This window comes from Streptomyces sp. CC53, from assembly GCF_001865245.1.
Lineage (GTDB): Bacteria > Actinomycetota > Actinomycetes > Streptomycetales > Streptomycetaceae > Streptomyces.
Genome location: NZ_MKXB01000197.1, coordinates 40902 through 58067 on the forward strand (window position 1 = coordinate 40902; position 17166 = coordinate 58067).

Genomic DNA, 17166 nt, shown 5'->3' on the forward strand with positions numbered 1-17166 from the left:
CGTCGCCGAGCCGTGCCCGGCGCGGCCATGCTCCGGTACGCCGGGGACGCGCCCCCGCCCGTCGGATCCCGGCGGGCGAGGGCACCCTCGGCGCGCGGCCGGATACCCTTGAGTCCGACTGTCCGCTTGCCCCCTAGACCCGAGGATCCGCGACCGCCGTGTTCGATACGCTCTCCGACCGCCTCAGCGCGACTTTCAAGAACCTCCGGGGCAAAGGTCGCCTCAGCGAGGCCGACATCGACGCCACGGCACGTGAGATCCGTATCGCGCTGCTCGAGGCCGATGTCGCCCTCCCCGTCGTCCGCGCCTTCATCAAGAGCGTGAAGGAGCGGGCGCTCGGGGCGGAGGTGTCCAAGGCACTGAACCCCAGCCAGCAGTTCATCAAGATCATCAACGATGAGCTGGTGGGCATCCTCGGCGGCGAGACCCGCCGGCTCCGCTTCGCCAAGCAGCCCCCGACCGTGATCATGCTCGCCGGCCTCCAGGGCGCGGGCAAGACCACCCTCGCCGGAAAGCTCGGCCGGTGGCTCAAGGGCCAGGGCCACACCCCGCTGCTCGTCGCCTGCGACCTCCAGCGGCCCAACGCCGTCAACCAGCTGAGCGTCGTCGCCGAGCGCGCCGGGGTCGGCGTCTACGCGCCGGAGCCGGGCAACGGCGTCGGTGACCCGGTCCAGGTCGCGAAGGACTCGGTCGAGTACGCGCGGACCAAGCAGTTCGACATCGTGGTCGTCGACACCGCCGGTCGCCTGGGCATCGACCAGGAGATGATGCAGCAGGCCGCGGACATCAGGGACGCGGTCTCCCCGGACGAGATCCTCTTCGTCGTCGACGCCATGATCGGCCAGGACGCCGTCAACACCGCGGAGGCGTTCCGTGACGGTGTCGGCTTCGACGGCGTCGTGCTGTCGAAGCTCGACGGCGACGCCCGAGGCGGTGCCGCGCTCTCCATCGCGCACGTCACCGGCCGCCAGATCATGTTCGCCTCCAACGGCGAGAAGCTGGACGACTTCGACGCGTTCCACCCGGACCGCATGGCGTCCCGCATCCTGGGCATGGGCGACGTCCTGTCGCTCATCGAGAAGGCCGAGCAGACCTTCAGCCAGGAAGAGGCCGCCAAGATGGCCTCGAAACTGGCGAGCAGCAAGGGCAAGGACTTCACCCTCGACGACTTCCTGGCCCAGATGGAGCAGGTCCGGAAGATGGGCAGCATCTCGAAGCTGCTCGGCATGCTGCCCGGCATGGCCCAGATGCGGGACCAGATCAACAACATCGACGAGCGGGACGTGGACCGCACCGCCGCCATCATCAAGTCGATGACGCCGGCCGAGCGCCAGGACCCGACGATCCTCAACGGCTCCCGCCGGGCCCGCATCGCCAAGGGCTCGGGTGTGGACGTCAGCGCCGTGAAGTCGCTCGTCGAGCGGTTCTTCGAGGCCCGCAAGATGATGTCCCGCATGGCGCAGGGCGGCGGCATGCCGGGGATGCCGGGCATCCCCGGCATGGGCGGCGGCCCCGGCCGCCAGAAGAAGCAGCAGAAGCAGGCCAAGGGCAAGCGCCGCAGCGGCAATCCGATGAAGCGGAAGGCGGAGGAGCAGGCCGCCGCCGAGCGCCGCCAGCAGGCGCAGGCCCAGCAGGCCGGCGCGGCGTTCGGACTGCCGCCGGGTGAGCCCGGCAAGGACTTCGACCTGCCGGACGAGTTCAAGAAGTTCATGAGCTGACGGCCACCGCACGGGCGCCCGGCCCGCGCGAAGTGTCCCCACGTAAGGGGCACCCCTCCTGTGAGGGGCGCCCCTTACGCGTACCGGCGGCCGTCCGTACGGCACGCACGTACGTGCGGGCGCCGCCGGTGACCGGCTGATCGGGCGGGGGAGCCCCGGGCCGGAGCGGCCCCCACCCGCACCACCCCGCCGCCGTCCACCGGACCGTTACGGGATCCTGGCGACGAGATAACGGAACACGTTCGACATCCACACCGTCCCGTCGGGACGTACGTGCGGGTGCAGTGCCTCCGTGATCTCCTTCTCCACCGTCGCCAGGTCGCAGGCCCGCACCGCCGCGTCGAAGTGCCCGGTCGACAGCAGACCGCGTACGGCGCTGTCCGTGTCGGCGTAGCCGAAGGGGCACGACACGCGCCCCGAACCGTCCGGCCGCAGGCCCGCCCGGGCGGCCACGTCCTCCAGTTCGTCCCGCAGCGCGGGGCGCCAGGCGTCCTGCGGCCGCAACCGCTCGGTGAGGCGGCCGGCGACCCGCAGCACTCCGGTCGTCGCACAGCGCTCCGGGGGGCCCCAGCCCGCGAGGACGACGGCGCTGCCCCGCTCGGCGAGGCGGGCGGCCGCACGCAGCGGGGGCACCACCCCCTCCGCGTCGTCCGCGGTGCACCCGATCGGCTGAAGCGCGGTGACGAGGTTGTACGCCGGACGGGAGGGATCGGCGGCCTGCGCCGCCTCATCCGGCCCGCCGTAGAGCAGCACGGTCTCCAGACGGGGCTCCGGCGCGCCGCCCGGTCCGGGGTGCGCCCCGGGATCGGGCAGCAGCCGCTGCCTGGCCAGGTCCACGCGCGCGTGGTCCGTGTCCACCCCGGTGACCTGCGCCCCGCGCGTGGCGGCCATGAGCAGGGCGAGCCCCGAGCCGCACCCGAGACCGAGGAGCCGCGTCCCGGTTCCGACCTCCAGGTGCTCGTACACCGCTTCGTAGAGCGGCACCAGCATCCGCTCCTGGATCTCCGCCCAGTCGCGGGCGCGGCTCGGCGCACGCGACGGCGCCGGAGAGGCCGGGGCCGGGTGGGGGTGGTGCTGGACGAGCATAGGTGTCATCGAAAGCGCCCCAATCAGCCGAGAGGTCGATCTGTGCGTCCGTGCCCTGATTGACAGCCCCCGTGTGCGCGCTCGCACGTCCGTGAAGCCAGAGAACTCCGCATTCGCCATCGCGTCCAGGGGTCGGGCAGCGCAATGCTTGCGTGCTCCGGTCGTGCGCCCCCTGGCCCGGCACGAACCAGTTCCATAGTGAGGGCGCCGCGCGAATCCCGCCATGCAAGCCGGGCCGGTGCCCCGCGCGTCGCATCGCCCGGGTACTGTCACCTCCGCGAACACCGGCCGCGGGCGGACCGGGTGCCGCGCACCACCGTGCGGCGGACCGTGCGACCGCCCGGCCCCGCGGAGCCGGCGGTCGCCCAGTGGCCCGCGGTGCGCCGCGGTCCTCCGTCCCGCCCCGCACGCCCCCGTACTCCCCTGCATTTCCTGGTAGTTCCTCGCAGATCCTGGTAGATCCTCCGCAGATCAGCGCACTGACCCTCGTCAGGACACATGAACGGCAACTGACGGGTACGTGCAAATTATTTGGGATGCCCCGTAATGGAACCCCCTGGCTCTCCGGCTCGTTGTCACGACGTGAGCACGACACCACCTGTCCTCGCCGCAGAACTGGCACAGGCGTGGGCCGACATTCAGCGGCACCACCCCGAGCTGCCCGATCTCGCCGCGCCAGAGTCCCTGATCGGAGAGTCGTCGTCCGCCTGCGGCGCCGAGCTCTCCTTCGAGCGACTGCTCCACGAGGCAGTCCACGGCATCGCCGCCGCGCGAGGTGTCCGCGACACCTCACGCGCCGGCCGTTACCACAACCGACGCTTCCTGGCGATCGCCGAGGAGATGGGCCTGGACCACGCGGAGGAGCCGCACCCCAGCAGCGGCTTCTCCCTGGTCACGCTCAGTCCCGAGGCCAAGCGCCGCTACCGCCCCACCATGGAGCGGCTGCAGCGCGCCCTGAAGGCGCACAGCGCTGCGACGGCCGCCGACACCAAGCGCTCCTTCCGCGGGCCCGCCGCCCGGCACGGCTCCTCCGGCGGCGGCGTGCGGGTCAAGGCGGTGTGCGACTGCGGCCGCAACGTCCGGGTCGTTCCCTCGGTGCTCGCCCAGGCACCGATCCTGTGCGGGAGTTGCGGAAAGCCGTTCCGGATTCCGGAAGCCGTCGGCGCGGCCCGGTGACCCCGTGGGTGCCGCACCCCGCGGCCGGGCGTCTGCGCGGGGTGTGGCACAATGGCTAGCTGTACTCGACAGTCGAACAGGACCCCTCTCTCCTCCGGCTGACGCGTCCATCGGGCATTCGGGTACCGCAACCCCACGTGGCATCTCGTCGTGCCCACCACGTCAAGACCAGGAGACACCACACCCGTGGCAGTCAAGATCAAGCTGAAGCGTCTGGGCAAGATCCGTTCGCCTCACTACCGCATCGTCGTCGCCGACTCCCGCACCCGCCGTGACGGCCGGGCCATCGAGGAGATCGGTCTGTACCACCCGACGTACAACCCGTCGCGCATCGAGGTCGACTCGGAGCGTGCCCAGTACTGGCTGTCCGTCGGCGCCCAGCCGACCGAGCCGGTGCTCGCCATCCTGAAGCTGACCGGCGACTGGCAGAAGCACAAGGGCCTGCCCGCCCCGGAGAAGCCGCTCCTGGCCCCGGCCACGAAGGAAGAGAAGCGCTCCTCCTTCGACGAGTTCGCCAAGACGCTCGAGGGCGACGACACCAAGGGTGAGGCCATCACCCCCAAGGCCAAGAAGGCTGACAAGAAGGCGGACGAGGCCGAGGCGGCCGAGTCCACCGAGTCGACCGAGGCCTGAGCATGCTCGAAGAGGCGCTTGAGCACCTCGTGAAGGGCATCGTCGACAATCCCGACGACGTACAGGTGGCCGGGCGCAACCTGCGCCGCGGGCGCGTGCTGGAGGTCCGGGTCCACCCCGACGACCTCGGCAAGGTGATCGGCCGCAACGGCCGCACCGCTCGCGCCCTGCGCACGGTCGTGGGCGCCATCGGCGGCCGCGGTGTCCGGGTCGACCTCGTCGACGTGGACCAGGTTCGCTGAGCGAAGTTGAACACCGGCGCACGGGCCGGGGAGGGCATGCGCCCGCCCCGGCCCGTCGTCGTCCGACCAGGAGAATGCGAAAAGTGCAGCTGGTAGTCGCGCGGATCGGCCGCGCCCACGGAATCAAGGGCGAGGTCACGGTCGAGGTACGCACGGACGAGCCCGAACTGCGGCTCGCCCCCGGCGCCGTACTGGCCACCGACCCGGCCGCCGCCGGGCCCCTCACCATCGCGGCCGGCCGCGTCCACAGCGGCCGGCTCCTGCTGCGCTTCGAGGGCGTCCGCGACCGGAACGCCGCGGAGGCGCTGCGCAACACCCTGCTCATCGCGGACGTCGATCCCGACGAGCGGCCCGAGGAGCCCGACGAGTACTACGACCACCAGCTCATCGACCTCGACGTGGTGCTCGCCGACGGGACCGAGGTCGGCCGGATCACCGAGATCTCCCACCTGCCGTCCCAGGACCTCTTCATCGTGGAGCGGCCCGACGGCAGCGAGGTCATGATCCCCTTCGTGGAGGAGATCGTCACCGAGGTCGACCTCGCCACGCAGCGCGCAGTCGTCTCCCCGCCGCCGGGGCTGATCGACGACCGGGCAGAGGTCGCCTCCGCCCGCGAAGCCGAAGCGGACCAGGCAACCGGAGAGGCAGCAGCCACCGGGGACCGGGCCCAAGCCGCGGCCGAGGAAGGGGCCGCCGGCGGGGCCGGGACCGCGCCCGGCGCGGCGACCCGTGAGGAGCCCGAGGACGGCAGCGGGGCCACCGGCACCGGCGAGGGCGAGCGCTGATGCGACTCGACGTCGTCACGATCTTCCCCGAGTACCTCGAACCGCTGAACGTGTCACTCGTCGGCAAGGCGCGCGCCCGCGGCCGGCTCGACGTGCACGTCCACGACCTCCGGCAGTGGACGTACGACCGCCACCACACCGTCGACGACACCCCCTACGGCGGCGGCCCCGGCATGGTCATGAAGACCGAACCCTGGGGCGACGCACTGGACGACACCCTCGCCTCCGGATACGAGGCCGGGGCCCACGGACCGGCCCTCGTCGTCCCCACGCCCAGCGGCCGCCCCTTCACCCAGGAGGTCGCCGTCGAACTCTCCCGGCGACCGTGGCTGATCTTCACCCCGGCCCGCTACGAGGGCATCGACCGCCGCGTCACCGACGAGTACGCCACGCGGATGCCCGTGTACGAGCTCTCCATCGGCGACTACGTCCTGGCCGGCGGGGAAGCCGCCGTCCTGGTGATCACCGAGGCCGTCGCCCGGCTGCTGCCCGGCGTCCTCGGCAACGCCGAGTCCCACCGCGACGACTCCTTCGCGCCCGGAGCGATGGCCAACCTCCTCGAAGGCCCCGTCTACACCAAGCCGCCCGAGTGGCGCGGCCACGGCATCCCCGACGTCCTCCTCAGCGGCCACCACGGCAGGATCGCCCGCTGGCGCCGCGACGAGGCGTTCCGCCGCACCGCGCAGAACCGGCCGGATCTCCTCGAACGCTGTGATCCCGCAGCCTTCGACAAGAAGGACCGCGAGACCCTGTCCATCCTCGGCTGGGCCCCCGACCCCGAGGGCCGATTTTGGCGTCGACCGCAGGCCGTGGAAGAATAGGACGCTGCTGTACGTCCGGACGGCGCCCCTGCCACAGGGGGACGCGCGCCGCCCCCGACGTACGGCCATCCCACTCTCCGATTCTCGTTGCCGCTGATGACCTGTGGCATCAGTGAGGAAGCAGACACACATGTCTCACCTGCTCGACTCCGTCAACGCCGCCTCCCTGCGGACCGACGTCCCGGCGTTCCGTCCCGGTGACACCGTGAACGTCCACGTCCGCGTCATCGAGGGCAACCGCTCCCGTATCCAGCAGTTCAAGGGTGTCGTCATCCGCCGCCAGGGCGCGGGCGTCTCCGAGACCTTCACGGTCCGCAAGGTCTCCTTCTCGGTCGGCGTCGAGCGCACCTTCCCGGTGCACAGCCCGATCTTCGAGAAGATCGAGCTGGTCACCCGCGGTGACGTCCGCCGCGCCAAGCTGTACTACCTCCGTGAGCTGCGCGGCAAGGCCGCGAAGATCAAGGAGAAGCGCGAGAACTGAGCCCTCGCTCACCTCGCACAGCGCCCACTTCGGATGAGTCCTCACAGGGTGGCCGGTTAGGCTCAGGCCCTCATGGACACCGAAGCACAGCACCCGGAGCGCGACCTCTCCTCCGACGCGGACACGCGTACGGAGGGCAGGTCGCGCTTCGTGCGTTCCCGGCGGCCCCGCCGGGGCGGCGCAGCCACGTCGACGGAAGCACCCTCCGTGACGGGTGGCCCGTCCACCGCTTCCGAGCCGGCCGCGCCGGAGTCCAGCCCGTCCGCCTCCGCCGGGCCGGAGCCTGCCGCGTCCGGTTCCGCCGGGTCGGGCTCGGCGGCGGCCACCGAGACCGAAGCCCCCGGACCGCAGCAGCGGGGGACCGGCTGGCTCGGCGGGCTGTCATGGCGCAGGACCGGGGCGATCGGGCTCGTGTGCGCGCTGGGCGTGCTGCTCCTCGGACAGCTCGTCATCCCGCCGTACCAGATCCCGAGCAGATCCATGGAGCCCACGCTCCAGGTAGGCGACCGGGTCCTCGTCAACCGGTTCGCCTACCGCTTCGGGTCCCTGCCCGAGCGCGGCGACGTCGTCGTCTTCGACGGAACCGGATCGTTCGTCAGGAACGTTCCCGAGGAGAACGCGGTCGTCGGGCTGCTGCACGGCACCGCCGCGGCGCTCGGCCTCGCCGAGCCCTCGGACACCGTCTTCGTCAAGCGCGTGATCGGCGTGGGCGGTGACCGCGTGACGTGCTGTGACAAGGAAGGCAGGGTCGAGGTGAACGGAACAGCCGTCGACGAGCCGTACCTGCACCCGGCCGACACCGCCTCCCGGGTGCCGTTCGACATCGTCGTGCGCCCGGGCACCCTGTGGGTGATGGGGGACCACCGGAGCCAGTCCCGGGACTCCCGTGAACACCTCGGTGCGCCCGGCGGCGGCACGGTGCCCGTGGAGCGGGTGATCGGCAGGGCCGACTGGATCGGCTGGCCGGCCGGCAGATGGTCGGTGGTGGGGCGGACCGGTGCCTTCGACGCCGTACCCGCACTGCCGCACGGGTCGCCGGCGGGCGGCGCCCATGGGTAGGCGGGGGCGGCACAGCTCCGACACCCGGTTGCCCACCGGCACCCGGCCGACCGACGGCCGCAGGACGATCCCGGGGCGCGCCGAGAGGCGCAGGCTCGCCCGCCGGGTCAAGCGGCGGCGCAGGCGCTCCGCGATCAAGGAGATCCCGCTCCTGATCACCGTGGCCGTCGTCATCGCCCTGGTCCTGAAGACCTTCCTGGTGCAGGCCTTCGTCATCCCGTCCGGCTCCATGGAGCAGACGATCCGGATCGACGACCGGGTGCTGGTGGACAAGCTGACCCCCTGGTTCGGCACCAAGCCGCAGCGCGGCGACGTCGTCGTCTTCCGGGACCCCGGGGGATGGCTCCCCGCAGAGGGCATCCCCGGCGACGCGGACCCGGTCGTCGTGAAGCAGGCCAAGCAGGCGTTGACGTTCATCGGCCTGCTGCCGTCCGATGACGAACAGGACCTCATCAAGCGCGTCGTCGCGGTCGGCGGCGACACCGTGAAGTGCTGCGACGACCGAGGGCGCGTCAGCGTCAACGGCGTACCCGTCGACGAGCCGTACCTCCACCCGGGCAACTCGCCCTCGGAGATCGGCTTCGACGTCCGCGTGCCCGAAGGGAGGCTCTTCGTCCTGGGCGACCACCGGGAGCGGTCGGCCGACTCGCGGTTCCACCTCGACGAGGAGTTCCAGGGCACCATCCCCGAGGCCGGCGTCGTCGGGCGCGCCGTCTTCATCGCCTGGCCGTTCTCGCACTGGCGCGGCCTGGAGGAACGCGACGTCTTCGGCGCCGTACCGGACGCGCCGCCGCCGTCCGGTGCCGCGACGGCACTCGGCGCGTCGCATAGTGTGTCCTCTCGGAATCCGAATGGATCGCTACGGCTCCCGACCCCTGCGGAACTCCCGCTCGTTATGGGAGTGATGGGCCTTCCCCTGCTTCGGGGCGGGCGAGTGCACGGACTGAGGAGTGGATGTGGGGGATCTGGCGGTCGGCGCACGATCCGGACGCGACGAGCCGGAGAAGGGGCGCGAAGAACTCGCTGAGCGATCCCCCGGCCCCGTGGGCACCGGCACGGCGGTCGGAACCGGTACGGCGCCCGGAGCCGGCGCGGACGCCGGCGCCGGAGGAGCCGACGCGACCGGGGGCGCGGGTGACACGTACAGCGCGGACGACGCCGAGGGCGGCAACGTGGACGACCACACCGGCAACGACGGCACCGGCGGCACCGGCGGCGAAGGCACCGGGGCGGGAGGCGACGGGCCGGAACCGAAGAAGCAGCGTGCCTTCTGGAAGGAGCTGCCGCTGCTCATCGGTATCGCGCTGGTCCTGGCGCTGCTGATCAAGACGTTCCTGGTGCAGGCGTTCTCCATTCCCTCCGAGTCGATGATGAACACCCTGCAGCGCGGCGACCGCGTCCTGGTCGACAAGCTGACCCCGTGGTTCGGCTCGGAGCCGGAGCGCGGAGAGGTCGTCGTCTTCCACGACCCGGGCGGCTGGCTCAGCGAGCCCGCCCCCGAGCCCAACGCGGTACAGCGCGTCCTGAGCTGGATCGGCCTCATGCCCGACGCGTCGCAGCAGGACCTCATCAAGCGCGTCATCGCGGTCGGCGGCGACACCGTCGAGTGCAAGAGGGGCGGCAAGGTCCAGCTGAACGGCAAGCCCCTGGACGAGTCCGCCTACCTGTTCCCCGGGTCCACCCCCTGCGACGACCAGCCCTTCGGCCCCATCAAGGTGCCGGAAGGCCGCATCTGGGTGATGGGCGACAACCGCCAGAACTCCCTGGACTCCCGCTACCACCAGGAGCTCCCGGGCAACGGCACCATCTCCAACGAGGGTGTCGTCGGGCGGGCCATCGTCGTGGCCTGGCCGGTCAGCCGCTGGTCCACCCTCCCGGTGCCCGACGTCTTCGACCAGCCGGGCCTCGGCGCGGCCGCCGCGCTCGCCGCCGGGCCCGGCGCCGTCGGGCTGGCGGGAGCCCTTCCCCTGGTGCTGTGGCGGAGGCGCAGGCTGATCACCCGGCAGGACGCCTGACGGGCGCCCCGGCCCGTCACGGACCCGGCGGCGCATCTCCGGTGCCGCGCACCGACGGCGTCCCACGCCGACGTGGCACGTGGCGGGTGCCCGCTAGGTAGTCCGCCTGACGGTGCACCTGCTGTTCCGCACGTGCTCGGCGCCCTGGCGGCGTACCGCGGGTAGCGACCCGCCGGTAGGGTTCCGTTCCGGGCCACCGATCCGGGACGAGGGAGCGCGGGGATGGGCGGAAGCGGAACGGGCGCGACGACACGCGGCGACGGCCACGGCCGGCTCGGCAGCACACTGTCCGGGCTGGCCGTGGCCGTCGGCTGTGTCCTGTTCCTCGGCGGGTTCGTCTGGGCCGCCCTCGTGTACCGGCCGTACACCGTGCCCACGGACTCCATGAGCCCTACCGTGACCTCCGGTGAGCGCGTACTGGCCCAGCGCATCGACGGTGCCGACGTCCGGCGCGGCGACATCGTCGTCTTCACCGACACCCGCTGGTCCAACGTCCCGATGATCAAGAGGGTGGTCGGTGTCGACGGCGACAAGGTCGCCTGCTGCGACGGCCAGGGGCGTCTCACCCTCAACGGGGAGGCGGTCGAGGAACCGTATCTGCACCCCGGCGTCCCGGGCGACGAGCAGACAGCCTCACCGACCGCGTTCACCGCGACCGTGCCCGACGGACACCTGTTCCTCCTCGGAGACCACCGCGTCGGCTCCCAGGACTCCCGCGTGCACCTCACGGAGCCCGGCCAGGGGTCGGTCCCCAGGAAGGCCGTCACCGGACGGGTCGACGCCGTGGTGTGGCCCCTGGACGGCGTCGTGCAGCGACCCGACGCGTTCGCCGCGCTCCCGGGCGGCGTGTCCCGTCCAGGGCCGGTCGAACCTCTGACGTGGGCCGTCGTCGCCGGCGCCGGTCTCATCCTCGGCGGGGCGGCGTACGGCCCGGTCGCGTCCGTGCTGCGCCGCACCGATGGGCGAGGCGGGCGAGGCGAGGCGACGGCACGTGGCTGACGACCTGGCGGCACGAGGGGAAACCGCGACGGCACGGGGAGGACGGAGCGGAACGGCTCCGGCCGGCCCCGGGTCGACCGCGAGCGGTTGCGGTGCGACGGGGGAGACGAACGAGGCGCAGACGGCAGCGCGTGGGCCCCGGGCGGCAGCCGGCGGAAGGGACACGCCGGAGCCCGAGCCGGGCGGCCCCGGGCAGGTGGGGCCCGCGGTGTCCGGGGCGGGGGCGGCCGGTCCGGCGACGGGCGGGCCCCGGCACGGCGGATGCGAGGTGTCCGGGCGGGGACTGGCGGGTGAGGGGGCAGGTGGATCGGAGCCCGCCGCATCGGGGCCGGCCAGTGGATCTCCTTACTGCGAGCCGCAGCCGACTGGACAGCTCGGTGTGGCCGCGCTGGGTGACCTGCGCCGGGTCGCGCGCATCGTCCTCCTCGACCACCACGACCGCATCCTCCTCCTGCACGGCTTCGACCCCGAGGATCCCGCCGAAGACTGGTGGTTCACGCCCGGAGGCGGGGTGGAGGGCACCGAGACCCGGGAGCAGGCCGCGCTGCGCGAACTGGCTGAGGAGACCGGCGTCACCGACGCAGCCCTCGGCCCCGTCCTGTGGCAGCGGATCTGCTCCTTCCCCTTCGACGGGCGGTGGTGGAGCCAGGAGGAGTGGTACTACCTCGCCCGCACCCGCCGCACCGCGGTCACCCTGGGCACCGGCCTCACGGAACTGGAGACCCGCAGCGTCTCAGGGCTGCGCTGGTGGACCTCCGCCGAACTGTCGGCGACGCATGAGACCGTGTACCCGACACGACTCGCCGACCTGCTGCGCACACTGCTCGACGACGGCCCTCCGCGAACGCCGCTCGTCCTGTCCCCGGAAATCGTCTAGGGGTACGGATCGCTGGCGCACAATGGGGGCACGCACGGCTGAAGGGGAACATGCCATGAGCGCCGAGGACCTCGAGAAGTACGAGACCGAGATGGAGCTGAAGCTCTACCGGGAGTACCGCGATGTCGTCGGGCTGTTCAAGTACGTCATCGAGACCGAGCGCCGCTTCTACCTGACGAACGACTACGAGATGCAGGTGCACTCCGTGCACGGCGAGGTCTTCTTCGAGGTGTCGATGGCGGACGCCTGGGTCTGGGACATGTACCGTCCGGCCCGCTTCGTGAAGAAGGTTCGCGTCCTGACCTTCAAGGACGTGAACATCGAGGAGCTGAACAAGACCGACCTGGAGCTCCCCGGCAGCTGACCTCACCGACCGGTACGGAACCAACGGCCAGTGCCACAGCCGACGGTCCACGCCACCGGCTGCGGCCTGTACCAGAGGCGAGCGCGCGCCCGAAACAAACGGTGCGCGCCTGAAGCGGACGGCCGGTGCAGGACAGTGCTTTCCAGAACCGACGGCCCGCGCAGGGAACCGGTCCTGCGCAGAACCGACGGCCCGTTCCGGAAACCGGGGCGTGTGCGGAACCGACGGTACGTTCCGGGCTGGACCGTCTCCGCCAGGTCCGTCGGCTGCGCACGGATCCGCCTTCACGTCGGAACGCCGGCCCTCACCCCACCCGACTGAACCAGGCCGACCCGCCTCCGCGCCGGGCCCGGCCGAACCAAGCCAGATCCACCTCCCCGCCGTGCCGGAAGGGGCCGGTCCCGACCGGGCCCCTCCGTCCGTGCCAGAGAGGGCCGCTCCGTGCCAGGCCCGACTGGTTCGCGACAGACCCGGTCGTCCACACCGGTGCGGGCCTGTGCGCGCCGTGGTGATCAACTCACACTGGCCCGCCTGGCCCGCCTGGCCCGCCTGGCCCGCCTGGCCCGCCTGGCCCGCGCCACCGCCGGCCTCAGTGAGGGGCTCCAGGCGCCCCGGCCACACGAACGGGTGAGCGGGTTGTCCACAATCACCACGTTGTCCACCAAGATCCACATGTTCGTGCCCGGTCCGTCACAGTCGGTACCGGAGGTGGTGCCGCAATGAACGCGACCGGGGCACTCGGACACTACGGAGAACGGCTGGCCGCCCGCCGGCTCAGCCAGGCGGGCATGACCGTGATCGCCACGAACTGGCGGTGCGGACGCCGCGGCGAGATCGACATCGTCGCGCACGACGGAGACGCCCTCGTCGTCTGCGAGGTCAAGACCCGCAGGGCGGAGTCCTTCCAGCACCCCCTGGCAGGCATCACTCCCGCCAAAGCGCACCGGCTGAAGGCTCTCGCCGCGTGCTGGCTCGACCACCACGGCGGAGCACCACCCGGCGGGCTGCGCATCGACCTCGTCGGCGTCCTCCTGCCCAGGCGCGGCGGTCCCGTCGTCGAGCACGTACGGGGGGTGGCGTGATGGGCTTCGCCCGCACCTGCTCCGTCGCCCTCGTCGGTGTCGACGGCGTCGTCGTGGAGGTCCAGGCCGACCTGGAACCCGGCGTCGCCGCATTCACCCTGGTCGGCCTGCCCGACAAGAGCCTATCGGAAGCCCGCGAGCGCGTCAGGGCCGCAGTGGTCAACTCCGGAGCCGAATGGCCCCAGCGGAAGCTCACCGTCGGACTCAGCCCCGCCTCCGTCCCCAAAGCCGGATCCGGCTTCGACCTCGCGCTCGCCGTCGCCGTGCTCGCCGCCGCCGAACTGATCGACCCGCGCACCATCGCCGACCTCGTCCTCATCGGGGAACTCGGCCTTGACGGCCGCATCCGGCCCGTCCGCGGCGTGCTGCCCGCCGTCCTCGCCGCCGCAGAAGCCGGATACGACCAGGTCGTCGTCCCCCAGCAAACCGTGGGCGAGGCCGCGCTCGTGCCCGGCATCTCCGTCCTCGGCGTACGCAGCCTGCGCCAGCTCATCGCCGTCCTCACCGACGCACCCGTCCCTGACGAGGAGCCCCCCGACGAAGGCAGGCCCGACCCCATGCTCGCCGGACTCCTCGTCCCCGGCGCAGGAGTCGGCACCGGCCTGGCCACGGGAACCTGCGAGACCCCCGACCTCAGGGACGTCGCCGGCCAACGCGGGGCCCGCCTCGCCCTCGAAGTCGCCGCGGCAGGCGGCCACCACCTTTTCCTCTCCGGCCCACCCGGGGCCGGCAAGACCATGCTCGCCGAGCGCCTCCCCGGCATCCTGCCGCCCCTCAGCCGACGGGAATCACTGGAAGTCACCGCAGTGCACTCCGTCGCCGGCATCCTCCCGCCAGGCAAACCCCTGGTCAGCGCGGCCCCTTACTGCGCGCCCCACCACTCGGCGACCATGCAGTCCCTCGTCGGCGGAGGCAACGGCACCCCCCGGCCCGGTGCATGCTCCCTCGCTCACCGCGGCATCCTCTTCCTCGACGAAGCGCCGGAATTCTCCGCCAAAGCCCTCGACGCCCTCCGGCAGCCCCTCGAATCCGGCCACGTCGTCATCGCCCGCGCCGCAGGTGTCGTACGCCTCCCCGCCCGTTTCCTCATGGTGCTCGCCGCCAATCCCTGCCCCTGCGGACGCCACACCGTCCGCGGCGGCACCTGCGACTGCGCCCCCTCCGCGGTCCGCCGCTACCAGTCCCGGCTCTCCGGCCCGCTGCTCGACCGCGTCGACCTCCGCATCGACGCCGAACCCGTCACCCGTGCCGACCTCCTCGGCGGCGGCGGAGAACCCACCGCCACCGTCGCGGCGCGCGTCCGCACCGCACGGGAACGCGCCGCCGCCCGTCTCCACGGCACCCCCTGGCAGCTCAACGCCAACGTGCCCGGCCACGAACTGCGCACCCGCTGGCACCCCGCACCCGGAGCCCTCGCCAACGCCGAACGCGACATCGAACGGGGCCTGCTCACCGCTCGCGGGCTCGACCGGGTCCTCCGCGTCGCCTGGACCCTCGCCGACCTCGCCGGCCGCGATCGGCCCGACACCCGCGACGTCGACCTCGCCCTGGAACTGCGCACCGGTATCGCCCGCGGCATCACCGCCACCGCAGGAAGGCCGTCATGAACGGGCACCCCGACCAGGACGGAGGACGCCGTGCCTGCACCCGATGACGAGCGGACCGCCCGCGCAGCCCTGTGCCGCATCCTCGAACCGGGCGACGGACACGGTGGGCAGTGGCTGCGCGACCTCGGTCCCGTCGAACTCCTCCACCGGCTCACTGCCAAGCCGTACCGCTCCGGCTCCCTGGGCGGCGCCAGCGACCGGCGCATCGAGGGACTGCTCCGCCGTGCCGCCCGCATCCGCCCACGGCAGGACCTCGAATCCATCCACGCCGCAGGAGGGCGGTTCATCGTGCCGGGCGACCCGGAATGGCCCACCCAACTCGATGACCTGGGGGCCGCCCGTCCCCTCGGACTGTGGATCCGCGGCCCCCACGACCTGCGCCGATGGGCCCTGCGGTCGGTCGCCCTCGTCGGCGCCCGCGCCTGCACGCCCTATGGTGCCCACATGGCCGCGGATCTCGGGGCGGGCCTGGCAGAACGCGGCTGGGTCGTCGTCTCCGGCGCCGCAGCCGGCGTCGATGCCGCCGCCCACCGAGGAGCCCTCGGCGCCGGCGGAGCCACCATCGCCGTCCTGGCGTGCGGCGTCGACGTCGCCTACCCCCGCGGGCACACCGCCCTCATCGACCGCATCGCCCGCCAGGGCCTCGTCATCGGCGAACTCCCACCCGGTGACCACCCCACTCCGACCCGGTTCATCCTCCGCAACCGCGTCATCGCCGCCCTCACCCGCGGCACCGTCGTCGTCGAGGCCGCCCACCGCAGCGGCGCCCTCGCCACGGCACGGGACGCCCAGCGCCTCGGCCGCCACACGATGGGCGTCCCCGGACCGGCCACCAGCGCCCTCTCCGCAGGTGTCCACGAACTACTCCGCGACGGCGCCGTCCTCGTCGCCGACGCAGACGACGTCACCGAACTGGTCGGCGCCATCGGGGACCTCGCTCCCGCCCGTCGCGGGCCCGTCCTGCCCCGCGACCTCCTCGACCCCGCCACCGCCCGCGTCCTCGAAGCCCTCCCACCCGCCGGGCGCCCCGCAACCCCCTCCGACGTGGCGACGGACGCCGGGACCAGCGTTGACGACGCACTCGGCAGACTGTACGAACTCCACGCCCTCGGACACGTCGCACGGGAAGGCGACCTGTGGCGGCTGGCACCCGCCGCCCCGCATCACCCGAACACCCGGCGAGGCGCTCCTTGACCTGGGGCATTCGGGTGACAAGGTGATCCCGATGAGCCGCGAAGCGTCCCCGGCGACCCCCGCCGCCCCTCCACTCCCGCCGCCGACCCCATTCGAAGATGCGCCCGACGGCACGTCCCCACCAGGGGGCGATCCCCACGACTTCGCTCACCGCAACAGGCCAGTCACGCTACGCTCACCATCAACCGCCTTCCGGCAAGCCCCCACCCAAACCCCCACATCCGTCCCCCGCACACCACGGCAGAACGGCTCAAGGCGACGCATGCCCCAGCACACCTCCGGGTCACGCCCGGCAGCGGCTCCCTCCGCTGCCGGGAGCACCCTGCGGCCCGCCCCCTCGTCGCTCGACGAGCTGTGGCGGTCGTACAAGGAGACGGGTGACGAGCGGCTGCGGGAGCAGCTCATCCTCCACTACTCGCCGCTCGTGAAGTACGTCGCCGGGCGCGTCAGCGTCGGCCTGCCCTCCAACGTCGAGCAGGCCGACTTCGTCTCCTCAGGCGTCTTCGGCCTCATCGACGCCATCGAGAAGTTCGACATCGACCGGTCCATCAAGTTCGAGACCTACGCGATCACCCGCATCCGCGGCGCCATGATCGACGAACTGCGCGCCCTCGACTGGATCCCGCGTTCCGTACGCCAGAAGGCCCGAGCCGTGGAGCGCGCCTACGCCACCCTCGAAGCCAGGCTGCGACGCACCCCCACCGAGAACGAGGTCGCCGGCGAGATGGGCATCGCCGTCGAAGACCTCCACGGCGTCTTCAGCCAACTCTCCCTCGCCAACGTCGTCGCCCTCGAAGAACTCCTCCACGTGGGCGGCGAGAACGGCGACCGGCTCAGCCTCATGGACACCCTGGAGGACACCGCCGCCGACGACCCCGTCGAAGTCGCCGAAGGCCGCGAACTACGCCGCTTCCTCGCCCGCGCCATCAACACCCTCCCCGAACGGGAGAAGACGGTCGTCACGCTCTACTACTACGAAGGGCTCACCCTCGCCGAGATCGGCAACGTCCTCGGCGTCACCGAGAGC

The 17166-nt window shown here is 72.2% G+C and carries 18 protein-coding genes; 17 read left to right on the top strand and 1 reads right to left on the bottom strand.

Annotated elements, in window-relative coordinates:
• The first annotated feature begins 158 nt into the window (after positions 1–158).
• Positions 159–1718, top strand: coding sequence for a signal recognition particle protein (gene ffh, locus BJP40_RS26705; RefSeq protein ID WP_071282988.1), 1560 nt, complete (start codon positions 159–161; stop codon positions 1716–1718).
• 207 nt (positions 1719–1925) lie between these two features.
• Here ffh and BJP40_RS26710 read toward each other — a convergent pair whose 3' ends face one another.
• Complete coding sequence (locus BJP40_RS26710; RefSeq protein WP_177204493.1) at positions 1926–2813, bottom strand: methyltransferase domain-containing protein; 888 nt, start codon at positions 2811–2813, stop codon at positions 1926–1928.
• A gap of 573 nt (positions 2814–3386) precedes the next feature.
• Between BJP40_RS26710 and BJP40_RS26715 the strand changes: the two genes are divergently transcribed.
• The 16 genes from BJP40_RS26715 to whiG form a co-directional block, all read left to right on the top strand.
• Positions 3387–3980 carry a hypothetical protein gene (locus tag BJP40_RS26715; protein WP_177204494.1) on the top strand — a complete coding sequence of 198 codons (594 nt, stop codon included), beginning with the start codon at positions 3387–3389 and terminating at the stop codon, positions 3978–3980.
• A gap of 186 nt (positions 3981–4166) precedes the next feature.
• Positions 4167–4613 carry a 30S ribosomal protein S16 gene (gene rpsP, locus BJP40_RS26720; RefSeq protein WP_071267132.1) on the top strand — a complete coding sequence of 149 codons (447 nt, stop codon included), beginning with the start codon at positions 4167–4169 and terminating at the stop codon, positions 4611–4613.
• A gap of 2 nt (positions 4614–4615) precedes the next feature.
• On the top strand, positions 4616–4855 hold the full coding sequence (locus BJP40_RS26725; RefSeq protein ID WP_071282990.1) for an RNA-binding protein: 240 nt from the start codon (positions 4616–4618) through the stop codon (positions 4853–4855).
• A gap of 83 nt (positions 4856–4938) precedes the next feature.
• Entirely contained in the window at positions 4939–5640 is a 702-nt protein-coding gene (gene rimM / locus BJP40_RS26730) for a ribosome maturation factor RimM (RefSeq protein WP_071282991.1), read from the top strand.
• Positions 5640–6461 carry a tRNA (guanosine(37)-N1)-methyltransferase TrmD gene (gene trmD, locus BJP40_RS26735; protein WP_071282992.1) on the top strand — a complete coding sequence of 274 codons (822 nt, stop codon included), beginning with the start codon at positions 5640–5642 and terminating at the stop codon, positions 6459–6461. The genes rimM and trmD overlap by 1 nt, the downstream gene beginning before the upstream one ends.
• Before the next feature lie 130 nt (positions 6462–6591).
• The gene (gene rplS / locus BJP40_RS26740) at positions 6592–6942 is read left to right on the top strand and encodes a 50S ribosomal protein L19 (protein ID WP_071267139.1); all 351 of its coding nucleotides are present in this window, start codon (positions 6592–6594) and stop codon (positions 6940–6942) included.
• Positions 6943–7014: 72 nt separating this feature from the next.
• Complete coding sequence (lepB, locus tag BJP40_RS26745; protein ID WP_079171497.1) at positions 7015–8001, top strand: signal peptidase I; 987 nt, start codon at positions 7015–7017, stop codon at positions 7999–8001.
• On the top strand, positions 7994–9028 hold the full coding sequence (lepB, locus tag BJP40_RS26750; RefSeq protein ID WP_071267149.1) for a signal peptidase I: 1035 nt from the start codon (positions 7994–7996) through the stop codon (positions 9026–9028). The genes lepB (BJP40_RS26745) and lepB (BJP40_RS26750) overlap by 8 nt, the downstream gene beginning before the upstream one ends.
• Positions 8967–10016 carry a signal peptidase I gene (gene lepB, locus BJP40_RS26755; RefSeq protein ID WP_371258700.1) on the top strand — a complete coding sequence of 350 codons (1050 nt, stop codon included), beginning with the start codon at positions 8967–8969 and terminating at the stop codon, positions 10014–10016. The genes lepB (BJP40_RS26750) and lepB (BJP40_RS26755) overlap by 62 nt, the downstream gene beginning before the upstream one ends.
• 222 nt (positions 10017–10238) lie before the next feature.
• On the top strand, positions 10239–11015 hold the full coding sequence (lepB, locus tag BJP40_RS26760) for a signal peptidase I (RefSeq protein WP_071282994.1): 777 nt from the start codon (positions 10239–10241) through the stop codon (positions 11013–11015).
• A gap of 379 nt (positions 11016–11394) precedes the next feature.
• A complete protein-coding gene (locus tag BJP40_RS35040) occupies positions 11395–11892 on the top strand; it encodes an NUDIX hydrolase (RefSeq protein WP_071282995.1) in 498 nt (165 codons plus the stop codon).
• A gap of 55 nt (positions 11893–11947) precedes the next feature.
• Positions 11948–12256: a DUF2469 domain-containing protein gene (locus BJP40_RS26770; RefSeq protein ID WP_071264879.1), complete on the top strand. Its 309-nt coding sequence runs from the start codon at positions 11948–11950 to the stop codon at positions 12254–12256.
• 719 nt (positions 12257–12975) lie between these two features.
• Positions 12976–13338: a YraN family protein gene (locus tag BJP40_RS26775; RefSeq protein ID WP_071264883.1), complete on the top strand. Its 363-nt coding sequence runs from the start codon at positions 12976–12978 to the stop codon at positions 13336–13338.
• The gene (locus tag BJP40_RS26780; RefSeq protein WP_071282996.1) at positions 13338–14945 is read left to right on the top strand and encodes a YifB family Mg chelatase-like AAA ATPase; all 1608 of its coding nucleotides are present in this window, start codon (positions 13338–13340) and stop codon (positions 14943–14945) included. The genes BJP40_RS26775 and BJP40_RS26780 overlap by 1 nt, the downstream gene beginning before the upstream one ends.
• 30 nt (positions 14946–14975) lie before the next feature.
• Positions 14976–16139, top strand: a complete 1164-nt coding sequence (gene dprA / locus BJP40_RS26785) for a DNA-processing protein DprA (RefSeq protein WP_071282997.1) — start codon at positions 14976–14978, stop codon at positions 16137–16139.
• 262 nt (positions 16140–16401) lie between these two features.
• A partial coding sequence (gene whiG, locus BJP40_RS26790) for an RNA polymerase sigma factor WhiG (protein WP_071282998.1) occupies positions 16402–17166 on the top strand: 765 nt, incomplete at its 3' end.